Raw genomic sequence first — 11,592 nt, 5'->3', positions numbered from 1 at the left:
AAAAATGAAGATATTAAAAGTAGAAAATTTATCAAAAAAATATTTGGTTAAAAAGAGATTCTTAAAAAAAGAGTATTTTAAGGCTGTTGATAATGTATCTTTTGAGATAAATCAAGGAGAGGTTGTTGGATTAGTCGGAGAATCCGGAAGTGGAAAATCTACCATAGGAAAACTTATTTTAAAACTGATAAAATCAGATGAAGGAAAGATATATTTTAAAGGAAAAGATATAAATCAGATAAAAGAAAAAGAGTTTAGAAGAGAAACATCAATAATATTTCAAGACCCAAGAAACTCCTTAAATCCAAGATATAAGGTATATGATATTTTAGAAGAGCCACTTATTGTGCATAAAGAGAAAGACAGAAAAGAAAAAATTATAAAAGCAATAACAGATGCAGGGCTTGATGAGAGTTTTTTAAATAGATACCCATCTGAACTATCCGGAGGACAAAGGCAAAGAGTAGCAATAGCCAGAGCAATAATATTAAATCCATCTTTAATAGTTGCAGATGAGCCAACATCAGCACTTGATATATCAGTTGCTACCGGTATAGTTAAATTACTTAAAAATCTGAAAGAAAATAGAAATGTAAGTTTTTTATTTATATCTCACGATTTAAATGTTGTTTCTGCTATATCAGATAAAATAATAGTTTTATATAAAGGTAAAATAATGGAAAAAGGAAGGACAGAAGATATTATAGATAACCCTATGCATCCTTATACAAAGCTATTACTTGAAAGCTTACCACCGGAAACACCAAGAAAAAGAAAAAAAATAAAATATATAGAAGAGATAGAAACACCGGAAGGAAGCTGTATATTTTATGGAAAATGTCCAAATAGAACAGAAATTTGTAAAAAAGAACCGGATATAAAATTTATAAATAACAGGGAGGTTTATTGCCATTTTATTTAATGAAACATATATATATATAATAACAATTTTTATCCTTTTAATCTTAGCGGCATTTTTTGCCGGAATAGAATCTTCTTTTTTCTCTCTTGATTGGTTAAAAATAAAAAGATTGGCAAAAAAAGGAAATAAACTTGCTATTTTAATAGATAAAATCCGCTCAAAGCCAAAAGAGCTTGTTATAACATTTTTAATAGGAAATGAGATTGTAAATATATCAATATCTGCAATTACAGCTTCTTTTATTATTGAAAATTTTGGAGAAAAATATCTATTCATAGGTGTTTTATTATCTACTATTCTTTTACTTACTTTTGGAGAAATAACACCAAAAACTATTGGAGCTAATTTTCCTGAAAAATATGCATTTAAAACAGTTAGAATATTTTATCTTTTTTATATTATATTTACTCCATTTAGATTTATAATACAAAAATTTGTAGAAAAGATACTTAAAAAGTTTGGTGTAGATATTCCTACCGAAAGTAAAAAAATATCAGAAGAAGATATTAAAAGTATAATCCATTTAGGAGTAGAAAATAAAGTATTTTCAGAAGAAGAACTTGAAATAATAGAATCTGCTTTGGAACTTCACCAGAAAACAGCCGTAGAAATTATGACCCCAAGAAGAGATATTTTCGCCCTTGAAAAAAATTTAACAATAGAAGAAGCTTTATCTGAACTAAAAGACCATGATTATAGTAAAATTCCGGTTTATGAAGAAAACTTAGATAAAATTGTTGGTATTTTATATATAAAAGATATACTACCTTATATCTTTGATGGAAAAGATAAAAAAATACAGGATTTCATAAGAGAGGCTATATTTGTTCCGGAATTTGCTACACTTTTAGATGTTATAAAAAGTTTTGAAGAAAACAAAATAAAAATAGCAATAGTTGTAGATGAACACGGAACGGTGGTAGGACTTATAACATTTCAGGATATTTTGGAATATATAGTTGGAGATATACCTGAGGAGTTTGAAGTAGAAGAACCATCCATTGAAAAAATTGATGAAAATAAATGGAAAGTATCCGGAAAAATAGATATAGAGATATTAAAAGAACATATAAATCTACAACTTCCGGAAGATTACGATTATGATACATTAGCCGGCTTTATTTTAGACCAGCTTAAAAAATTTCCAGAAGAAGGAGAAAAATTCAGATATCAAGATTTTGAATTTACCATATTAGAAATGGATATAAACAGAATAGTTACCGTTTTAATTGAGAAGAAAGAGGAGACGTAAATTGATTAGTTATATAATTACCGTAGCATTTTTTATATTTTTAGAAGGTTTATTTTCCGGTTCTGAGATAGCTTTATTTTCTGTAAATAAATCTAAATTAAAATATCAGGCAAAAGAAGGAGATAAAAAAGCAGAAAAGATTTATAATCTCCTTGAAAAACATTTTACAGAATATGTTGGGACTGCTTTAATCGGAACCACATTAAGTATTGTTATTGCTACTACCGTATTTGTTAGCTTTTTATATGATTTAGCAAATTTTGTGCCATTTATTCATTCAAAAGAAGAAATTCTTGCAGAAAGTTTAATTATTTTTACTCTTATTTTTGGTGAGATTATCCCAAAAAGTATATTCCAACATTATGCAGAAAAATTAATATTTTTTATAGTTCCATTCTTAGAGTTTTTCAGAAAGATATTTAAGATATTCCTAATATTTGCAAATATATTAACAAAAATCATCTACAAAATATTTAATATTAAAGCTCCTTTTGAAAGGATATATACACGGGAAGAAATATTAGATATGATTTTATCTGAAAGTGAAGATATACCAAATATTGAAAAAAAGATAATATCTAATGTAATTATATTTAAAAATAGAAGACTTGGAGAGATTGTTATTCCTTTAATTGATGTTATTATGATTTCTGATGACAAAAAAGTTGCAGATGCTATAGAGATATTTAAAGAAACAGGATTTTCAAGAATTCCTATATATAGAAAGAGGGTCGATAATATAATAGGTGTCATAAGGGCTTATGATGTTATAAATGCAAATCCTTCCGATAATATAGTTAAATATCTAAAAGGTATAAGATATATACCGGAATTTACAAATCTTCCAAATGTTTTAAAAGGATTTAAACATTATAAAGACCATATGGCAGTCGTTGTTGATGAAAGAGGTGTAACAATTGGTATTATTACAATAAATGATGTTCTTGCCGAGATAGTGGGACAGATAAAAGATAAAACTACAAAGAAAGAACAGAATCTGATAAAAGAACAAACTGATAAATATATTGTATTTGATGGAAGAATAGAGATAAAAGAAGTAGAAACAATTTTGCAGGATAGATTTCCTTCTGGTCCTTATGAAACCTTGGGTGGAATGATTATTTATCATCTTGGAAGAATGGCAAGAAGAAATGAAGTAATTGTTATAAACAATTATAAATTTACAATCCTACAGATAGAAAAAAGAAGAATAAAAGAGATTAAGATAGAAGTCTTAGATAATCTTTAAGTTTATTATGGGCTAATCTAACAGGTTCTGGTAATTTATAATTTCTTATACATTTTATTATAACTTTTAAAGAGCTTTCTACAGAAATATTATTTCCGGGGGAAATATAGATAGGATTTGTATTTTTCTTTACCCTTAATGCATATCCTACAAGCTGATTTTTTATATAAACTTCTGAATAAGCCATAGGTTTATTTTCCGGTTCTTTAAAATTACCGATTAATCTTGTTTTACCACAGCCAATAGAAACGCTATCGGTAATTACTCCAAAATGGGAAGCAATACCCATTTTCCTCGGATGCATTATTCCTTGACCATCTAATATAAAAATATCCGGTTTTGTTTTTAATTTTTGATATGCTTCCATTATAGATGGAAGTTCTCTAAATGCTAAAAATGTAGGGATATAAGGAAAATCTATCTCTTTTTCTCCAAAAACTTCTTCTATTATATCCATAGTTTCAAAATCTAAAACAATTATGGAAGATATAGCTTTTGTAGGATTTTCCCAAGGATTTAAAAATGTTGTATCTATTCCGGCAACGGTTTTTATATTGTTAATATCAATTTTATCATTAAGATTTAATTTTTTTGCAAGCTCATATTGTATTTTTTCAAGTTCTTGTAGATTATTCATCAAATAAAACCATATTATCTATATGAATAACTTCTGATATTTTTTTATTTAATAATTTTTCTATGTAGCTTGTTTTTAATCCTTTTATTTTTTTCAAATCTTTATAACCAATTTCTACAATACCTTTGCCTATTATTTTTCCATCTTCCGATGCAATTGCAACTACATCTTTTGGATAAAATATTCCTTCTACTTCTTTTATTCCGGCAGGAAGGAGGCTTTTTTTATTTTTTAATGCATTTTCTGCACCTTTATCTATTATGATTTTTCCTTTTGGAGCAGATAAAAGAGATAGCCAGCTTTTTTTCTCTTTTAATTTTTTGTTTTTTGCAGGATATATAAATGTTCCTACTTTTTCTCCTTCAAAAATAGATTTTATTATATCTTCTTTCTTGGGAGCAATTATTACTGGAATTGAGTGAGATGTTGCAATTTTAGAGGCTTCTAATTTGCTTCTCATTCCACCGGTTCCGAATTTTGATTTTGAACTTTTTGCATAGCTTAGAGCTTCTTCTATATCTTTTATTTCTTCTATGAGCTTAGAATCCGGATTTGATGGGTCATCTGTATATAAACCACCGGCTGTTGATAATATTATTAATAAATCTGCCTGGGCGAGAACAGATACATGGGCAGCTAAAAAATCATTATCTCCGAAAACTATCTCTTCTACTGCAATTGTATCATTTTCATTTATAATAGGTATAACATTCATATCTATCAATTTATTTAAGGTATTTCTTGCATATATATATCTTTTTCTTTCTCTTAAACCTTCTGTAGTGAGAAGTATCTGACCTACTATTAGATTATTTTTTGAAAAAATATTGTCATAAATCTGCATAAGATATGCCTGTCCTACTGCTGCAACTGCTTGTTTTTCTGTAATATCTTTTGGTCTATATTTTAATTTTAGTTTTTTTACCCCTGCTAAAACTGCACCGGAAGATACTATAATAAATTCTTTATCTAAATTTTTTATTTGATTTGCAAGATTTTGAATAAATTCTATATCAATATCATCTTCTTTTTCCAATATACCGGAGCCTATCTTCAAAACAATCCTTTTTGCTGATTTTATATAATCTATTCTTTCCATATGAATATTATAATATTTTAATCTTTTGCTTGCATATTTTTAATTAAGGATTTATACTTTCTATAAAACTAAAAATTTTAATAGAAAAGGTAAAAATTAAATTTTGGAAGGTGTTAAGATGGGTAAAGTAATTATTGAGACAGAAGATAAAGGTGAATTAAGATTAAAAACATCCCTTACTTTAAAGCAGATAGAAAAAATTATTAAAGAGTTGGAGAAAAAAGAGAAAGCTAAAAAACTTGTTGAATCCCATTTGGAACAATAAAAGAAAATAAAAATTTAGAAAATAAGTTAAAAACTGAATGGTATGAACAATAAAATATTTATTAATACTCGCTTCATGATATAATTTTTTAAGTGGTATCTTAATAGATTGAGGTGATTATGAAAGTTAAGAATGATTTATTTTTAAGAGCCTGTTATAAAGAAGATATAGAAAGGACACCTATATGGCTTATGAGACAAGCCGGAAGATATATGCCAGAATACAGAGCTTTAAGAGAAAAAGCCGGTAATTTTAAAGCATTTTATAAAAATGTTGATTTAGCAGTTCAGGCTTCTATCTTACCTAAGAAGATACTTGATATAGATGCTACAATTATATTTTCAGATATACTTACACCACTTGAATCCATAGGTATGGATTTTGATTTTAGAGAAGGAGAGGGACCGGTATTTAATAATCCTATCAGAACAAAAGAAGATATAAAAAAATTAAAGCCATTTAAAAAAGAAGATGTTTATTATGTAGGCGAGATAATAAAAGGTATAAATCAGGCTTTAAATAGAGAAATACCTACCATAGGATTTTGTGGAGCACCTTTTACCCTTGCAGCATATATGATTGAAGGCAAAACTTCCAAAGAGTTTAAAAAGACAAAAATTTTTATGTATGAAAATCCAACAGAATTTCAGGAACTTCTTGATAAACTTGCAGATATGCTTATAGAATATCTTAATTTTCAGATAGAATCCGGTGCAGATGCAGTGCAAATTTTTGATAGCTGGGCAGGATATCTAACCCCTGATGATTATAATAAATTTGCACTCCCACCTATAAAAAAGATAATAAAAAATTTAAAAAGAGATTATCAGCCGGTAATTCATTTTACAAAAGGAGTTGCAGGATTTTTAGATTATATGATAGATTCCGGAGCAGATGTTTATAGCGTTGATTGGATGATAGATATATCCGTTGTAAAACAAAAAACTGATAAGGCAGTTCAAGGTAATTTAGACCCGATTGTATTATATGCAAATGAAGAAGTTATTAAAAATGAAGCAAAAAAAATATTAGATAAATGGGGAAAAGATTCAGGACATATATTTAATCTCGGACATGGTTTATCACCTGATATGAAAGTTTCAAAAGTAAAATATCTTGTTGATGTAGTAAAAGAGCTTTCTATAAGAAGTTGAAAAAATTATATATCTGGCTAAATTTTATTCTCTAAAATGATGGAAACCTTAGAAAGTTTATTATTTAAAGTAGATAAAGAAAATGAAGGAAAAAGATTAGATATATTTTTGGCATCTGTATATCCGGAGTATTCCAGAGCTTATTATCAAAAATTGATAAAAGAGGGCTATGTTTATTTAAATGATAACAAAGTAAATAAACCATCTCTAAAGATAAAAGAAAATCAAGAAGTTAAATTAATTATACCGCCACCGGAAGAGATAAAGGTTGAACCAGAAAATATTCCTCTTGATATATATTATGAAGATGAAGATATTGCCGTTGTTTTTAAACCGGCAGGAATGGTTGTCCATCCTTCTGTTGGACATACATCAGGCACTCTTGTGAATGCATTGTTATATCATTTTAAAAATGTATCCTACATAGGAGGAAAAGAAAGAGCCGGTATAGTTCACAGACTTGATAAAGACACAGCCGGCTTATTAATTGTTGCAAAATCAGAATTTGCCCATAAAGAACTACAAAATCAGTTTAAAGATAGACATATAGATAAAAGATATAAAGCCTTAGTTGTTGGGAAACCAAAAGATTATGGATTAATAGATTTACCCATAGGAAGGTCTATATATGATAGGCAAAAGATGGGGACAGTATCCACAAATTTAAGAGATGCTCTTACAGAATACTGGCTTGAAAAATATTGGGAAAAACATAATCTTAGCTTAGTAGATATAAAACTCCATACCGGAAGAACTCACCAAATAAGAGTCCATTTTAGCAGTATAGGACATCCACTTTTAAATGATTTTGTGTATGGATTTAAAAAGTCAAGCTTAAAATCAGAAATAGCAAAGCAAATATCGGAAAATCTATGGTATCATGCTTTAGTTGCTTATAAAATAGGTTTTAAACATCCAAGGACAAATGAATATATAGAAATATCTTTAGAAGAATTGCCGGAGCCAATTCCCGAGATATTAAATAAACTACAAACAGAATGAGGTGAAGATGGGAGAGTTTGGCAAAATATTAATATTCGTAGGATTTATGCTTGTTATTGTAGGATTAATGCTTACTTTTTTTGAAAAACTTCCATTTAGTATTGGAAGATTACCGGGGGATATTTATATAGAAAAAGAAAATTTTAGATTTTATTTTCCAATAACAACATCAATATTACTTAGTATTTTATTATCTGTTATATTCTACATCATAGGGAAGTTTTTAAGATGAATAGATTATCAGAATATAATTTTGAGCTTCCACAGGAGCTAATAGCAAAATATCCGGTAGAGCCAAGAGACCATTGCAGATTAATGGTTTTACACAGAGAAAACCAAAAGATAGAACATAAAATCTTTTACCAGATTATTGATTATATTAATGAGGGAGATTTACTGATTTTTAATGATACAAAGGTTATACCGGCAAGATTAATAGGAACAAAAGAAACCGGAGCAAAGATAGAAATATTCTTATTAAGACCTTTAAAAGAAGATGTCTGGGAAGCTTTAATAAAAAATGTAAGAAGATTAAAAATAGGAAGTAAAGTTTATATCTCGCAGGATTTTTTTATAGAGTTAATTGAAAGGAAAGAAGAAACTGCAATAATAAAATTAAATACAGAAGATATAAAAAAAGCAATTAAAAAATACGGACATATTCCACTTCCACCTTATATAGATAGAGAAGATGAAGAAAAAGATAAACAGATGTATCAAACTGTATTTGCTTCAAAAGAAGGAGCAGTTGCAGCACCTACTGCCGGATTACATTTTACAGAGGAGTTAATTAGCAAATTAAAACAAAAAGGTGTAAAAATAGGATTTATAACCCTTCATGTAGGAATTGGAACATTTAAACCAATAACAACGGAAGATATAACAAAGCATAAAATGCATGAAGAATTTTATCAAATACCGGAAGAAACAATAAAATTAATAAAAGAAACAAAAGAAAATAATAAAAATATCTTTGCAGTAGGAACAACAGTTGTAAGAACCTTAGAAAGTTATGCAAATACGGGAAAAACTCAGGATTACACCAACATATTTATATATCCACCATACAAATTTAAATTAGTAGATAAATTAATAACCAATTTTCATCTTCCAAAATCTACACTTTTATTGCTTGTATCTGCATTTGCCGGAAAAGATTTTATTTTAAAAGCCTATAATGAGGCAATAAAAGAAAAATACAGATTTTTTAGCTACGGCGATGCAATGTTGATATTATGATAAAATTTTTATCTGTAAAATCCGGATAAAAAGAGGTAGAATTGAAGAGATTTTTATTGGCTTTATCTGCTTTAATGAGTTTTGCTTATGCAAAAGAACCTGTTAATATAACAGCAGATAAAATGGAAAGAGATAAAAATGGTGTAATCACAGCATCCGGTAATGTAGAAATACAATATATAGATAAAATACTACAAAGCGATGAAGTAATCTATGATACTGAAAATAAAAAAATATACATAAATAAACCTGTTTATATAAAAACTAAAAATTTTCAGTTAAAAGGAACAAATGGCTGGTGGGATATAGAAAATGACACCGGAGAAATATATAATTTTGAAGGAGTAGTAGATAATAAATATTACACAAGAGGGAAAGTTTTAAGAAAAGAAAAAGATGAATATTATTTCCAAAATGGAGAATTTTCTTCCTGCGAATTTAACCAATATGATTGGTATGTAAAAGCAAAATCAGGAGTTATAAAAGAAAATGATGAGGCAAAAACTTACCATACAACCTTTAATTTTTGTAAAATACCTATAATATATACTCCTTATTTTTCTTATCCTACGATAGATAGAAAAACCGGATTTTTAATACCAACCATAGGACAGGATACTTATAACCCATTTATAGCCAAGATACCATTTTTTTATGTAATAAACAGAACCTCAGATTTAACATTTACATACGATTATAGAAATAAACAAGGAGAAGGATTAGATACAGAATATAGAAGAGTATTGGAAAATGGTTATATAAATGCTGATTTATATTTTTTTAGAGAAAGTGGGAAGAGAGATTGGTGGAGCAATAGAAGTATAACACCGATTACAAATAGATACCGTTTAAAATTAGATTCAATTTATTCTTTTGATAACTTAAAATGGTATTTAAAAATAGATAAACCAAGTGATACATATTTCTTTGAAGATATTTATAATAGTTCTCATTTAAAATATCTATCTTATACAAGAAGTTATCTATTTACTAATTACTCAACTGAAAATTTTGATATAGAATTTAATTTTGATTATTTATATGATTTAACAGTTCCAAATCAAGAACAAACATTACAAGAATTGCCGGAAGTTAGATTATACTATAAAGAAAGAAAATTATTTGATACACCTTTTTATATAGATTTTTTATCTACAAATATTAATTTTTATAGAGAGAAGGGAGAGTCTGCATTTAGGTCAGATAATATTTTAAGATTAACAAATACAACTGTTTTTGGTAGCTTAATAAATTCTTTTGAAATATCTCCAAGAACAACATTTTATTTAGGTGTAAGAAATAGCAATAAATCTGATACTATTAGAAATCTATTTTCTGTTAAAGATTCTGTTAAAACTATATTTACAAGAGATTATAGTAAATTTATATATAGTATAATTCCGGAAATAACTTTCAGTTATATATCAAAAGTAAATCAAGATAATTTACCGCAATTTGACAGGGAAGATAATATCTTTTCACAAAAAGATTTAGATATAGCATTAAATAACATATTAACATTTGATAATAATAATTTTTTCAGATGGCAAATAGCTTCCGGATACACATTTTTAGATAAATATTTAGTTGGATTAAATGAGTATAAAGGAAATATCAAGCCATTGAAAAACTCCATATTTTTTAATATAGATAAATATTCTGCAAATAATACAACTTATTATGATATAAATAAAAATAGCTTTTTAAGGTCTATAACTTCCGTATCATTTCCAATTGGAAGTCATATAACTTATTCTATTTCCCATTCTTATGACAAAGCAGATACAGAAGGCATTGGAACAAATCAGATTGCTAATTCTATGTCTATCAATTATAAAAATTATACTTTCAATGGCTATATATTAAATAACCTAAAATATGGTTATGTCCAGCAAAAAAGATTTAGTTTTATATGGGATAGAAAATGTTGGTCATTAATGGCAAGTTTTTATGAAGATTACAATAGAGATACCGGTAAAACATACAAAACAATATATGTAATGATAAATATTTTAAATGCCCATTATCTATTACCATTTGCAAGATAAATTTTCAATCACTATAAAAAATTTTGAATATGACTTTAAAAAAGAAAATTAATATTTAAATCTTTCTAAGATTTATACGATTTTTGGCAGGAGCTATATAAAGAACAGTTTGCACATTTACCTTTTTGAATATTTTTTTTAAAAATCCTATACAGTATATAAATTGCAAAAATTAATAAAACTAATCCAATTATATAATCTATCATAAAATTTCACCTCTTAATTTTTAGATTTTTAATATTTTATGTAGATTAAAAGAAAAATGTATGATATTATTCAATTTATCTAATCATTGTTTACCAAAGTTAAAAAACTGGTAAAAGTTAGATATTACAAAGATGAAAAGAAAGGTTTCTAATAATAGAATCTTAAAAATAGTATTTAGATATATATTCAATCAAATTCCCCGATTTCTCTACTATACATTAGAGAATAAAGAAACTTTAAATTGAAGACTTAAATGAACTCATAGAAAGAATAGCAAAAGATATAATGAAAGGGCTAAAAAAATAAAGAGTTTTATTGCATAATAGCAGATGGAACCGGCTTTGGATATTCAGATACGTACAAGCTTTCATGGAAAAGAGAAATTAATAAAGAAAGTAGAAGAGCTAAAACATATATTGACATATACCTTGAGTGAAAAATAAAAATATGTTAAAAATAAACCTCCCAAAAAACATTGGGAGGTAAATAAATGACACCAATTTTAAAAATTTTCTATA

12 protein-coding genes are annotated in these 11,592 nt (G+C 27.0%); 9 read left to right on the top strand and 3 right to left on the bottom strand.

Features of this window, described 5'->3' with window-relative positions:
• The first annotated feature begins 4 nt into the window (after positions 1-4).
• Genes QOR43_RS05935 through QOR43_RS05925 form a run of 3 tightly spaced genes read left to right on the top strand, consistent with a single transcriptional unit; the run spans position 5 to position 3,423 of the window.
• Positions 5-922, top strand: a complete 918-nt coding sequence (locus QOR43_RS05935) for an ABC transporter ATP-binding protein (protein WP_265134746.1) — start codon at positions 5-7, stop codon at positions 920-922.
• A complete protein-coding gene (locus QOR43_RS05930; RefSeq protein WP_283571452.1) occupies positions 891-2,174 on the top strand; it encodes a hemolysin family protein in 1,284 nt (427 codons plus the stop codon). The genes QOR43_RS05935 and QOR43_RS05930 overlap by 32 nt, the downstream gene beginning before the upstream one ends.
• Before the next feature lies 1 nt (position 2,175).
• Positions 2,176-3,423 carry a hemolysin family protein gene (locus QOR43_RS05925; protein ID WP_265134747.1) on the top strand — a complete coding sequence of 416 codons (1,248 nt, stop codon included), beginning with the start codon at positions 2,176-2,178 and terminating at the stop codon, positions 3,421-3,423.
• On the opposite strand, the gene QOR43_RS05920 is transcribed toward QOR43_RS05925, so the two are convergent.
• Complete coding sequence (locus tag QOR43_RS05920) at positions 3,395-4,060, bottom strand: endonuclease V (protein WP_265134748.1); 666 nt, start codon at positions 4,058-4,060, stop codon at positions 3,395-3,397. The two genes, QOR43_RS05925 and QOR43_RS05920, sit on opposite strands and share 29 nt — an antisense overlap.
• A complete protein-coding gene (gene proB, locus QOR43_RS05915; protein WP_265134749.1) occupies positions 4,053-5,159 on the bottom strand; it encodes a glutamate 5-kinase in 1,107 nt (368 codons plus the stop codon). Before proB ends, QOR43_RS05920 begins: the two co-directional genes overlap by 8 nt.
• A gap of 118 nt (positions 5,160-5,277) precedes the next feature.
• Between proB and QOR43_RS05910 the strand changes: the two genes are divergently transcribed.
• The 6 genes from QOR43_RS05910 to QOR43_RS05885 all read left to right on the top strand — a co-directional run bounded on the left by QOR43_RS05910 (position 5,278) and on the right by QOR43_RS05885 (position 10,867).
• The gene (locus QOR43_RS05910; protein WP_265134750.1) at positions 5,278-5,424 is read left to right on the top strand and encodes a hypothetical protein; all 147 of its coding nucleotides are present in this window, start codon (positions 5,278-5,280) and stop codon (positions 5,422-5,424) included.
• 116 nt (positions 5,425-5,540) lie between these two features.
• Complete coding sequence (gene hemE / locus QOR43_RS05905; protein ID WP_265134757.1) at positions 5,541-6,578, top strand: uroporphyrinogen decarboxylase; 1,038 nt, start codon at positions 5,541-5,543, stop codon at positions 6,576-6,578.
• A 39-nt stretch (positions 6,579-6,617) separates the two neighbouring features.
• The gene (locus QOR43_RS05900) at positions 6,618-7,580 is read left to right on the top strand and encodes an RluA family pseudouridine synthase (RefSeq protein ID WP_265134758.1); all 963 of its coding nucleotides are present in this window, start codon (positions 6,618-6,620) and stop codon (positions 7,578-7,580) included.
• A gap of 7 nt (positions 7,581-7,587) precedes the next feature.
• On the top strand, positions 7,588-7,812 hold the full coding sequence (locus QOR43_RS05895) for a DUF2905 domain-containing protein (protein ID WP_265134751.1): 225 nt from the start codon (positions 7,588-7,590) through the stop codon (positions 7,810-7,812).
• Entirely contained in the window at positions 7,809-8,819 is a 1,011-nt protein-coding gene (gene queA, locus QOR43_RS05890) for a tRNA preQ1(34) S-adenosylmethionine ribosyltransferase-isomerase QueA (RefSeq protein ID WP_265134752.1), read from the top strand. The genes QOR43_RS05895 and queA overlap by 4 nt, the downstream gene beginning before the upstream one ends.
• 41 nt (positions 8,820-8,860) lie before the next feature.
• On the top strand, positions 8,861-10,867 hold the full coding sequence (locus QOR43_RS05885) for an LPS-assembly protein LptD (RefSeq protein WP_265134753.1): 2,007 nt from the start codon (positions 8,861-8,863) through the stop codon (positions 10,865-10,867).
• Positions 10,868-10,932: 65 nt separating this feature from the next.
• On the opposite strand, the gene QOR43_RS05880 is transcribed toward QOR43_RS05885, so the two are convergent.
• Positions 10,933-11,073: a FeoB-associated Cys-rich membrane protein gene (locus QOR43_RS05880; RefSeq protein WP_265134754.1), complete on the bottom strand. Its 141-nt coding sequence runs from the start codon at positions 11,071-11,073 to the stop codon at positions 10,933-10,935.
• Positions 11,074-11,592 lie beyond the last annotated feature (519 nt).

The organism is Venenivibrio stagnispumantis, from assembly GCF_900182795.1.
GTDB classification, from domain to species: Bacteria; Aquificota; Aquificia; order Aquificales; family Hydrogenothermaceae; genus Venenivibrio; species Venenivibrio stagnispumantis.
The sequence above is the reverse complement of the archived record's forward strand: the minus strand, read 5'-3'. Positions and strand labels throughout refer to the sequence as shown.

What these genes read in the sequence shown, in the direction of transcription:
- QOR43_RS05935 (WP_265134746.1), top strand. Translation starts at nt 5, where the DNA reads ATGAAGATATTAAAAGTAGAAAATTTATCAAAAAAATATTTGGTTAAA.
- QOR43_RS05920 (WP_265134748.1), bottom strand. Translation starts at nt 4,060, where the DNA reads ATGAATAATCTACAAGAACTTGAAAAAATACAATATGAGCTTGCAAAA.
- proB (WP_265134749.1), bottom strand. Translation starts at nt 5,159, where the DNA reads ATGGAAAGAATAGATTATATAAAATCAGCAAAAAGGATTGTTTTGAAG.
- QOR43_RS05910 (WP_265134750.1), top strand. Translation starts at nt 5,278, where the DNA reads ATGGGTAAAGTAATTATTGAGACAGAAGATAAAGGTGAATTAAGATTA.
- QOR43_RS05900 (WP_265134758.1), top strand. Translation starts at nt 6,618, where the DNA reads ATGGAAACCTTAGAAAGTTTATTATTTAAAGTAGATAAAGAAAATGAA.
- QOR43_RS05895 (WP_265134751.1), top strand. Translation starts at nt 7,588, where the DNA reads ATGGGAGAGTTTGGCAAAATATTAATATTCGTAGGATTTATGCTTGTT.
- queA (WP_265134752.1), top strand. Translation starts at nt 7,809, where the DNA reads ATGAATAGATTATCAGAATATAATTTTGAGCTTCCACAGGAGCTAATA.
- QOR43_RS05880 (WP_265134754.1), bottom strand. Translation starts at nt 11,073, where the DNA reads ATGATAGATTATATAATTGGATTAGTTTTATTAATTTTTGCAATTTAT.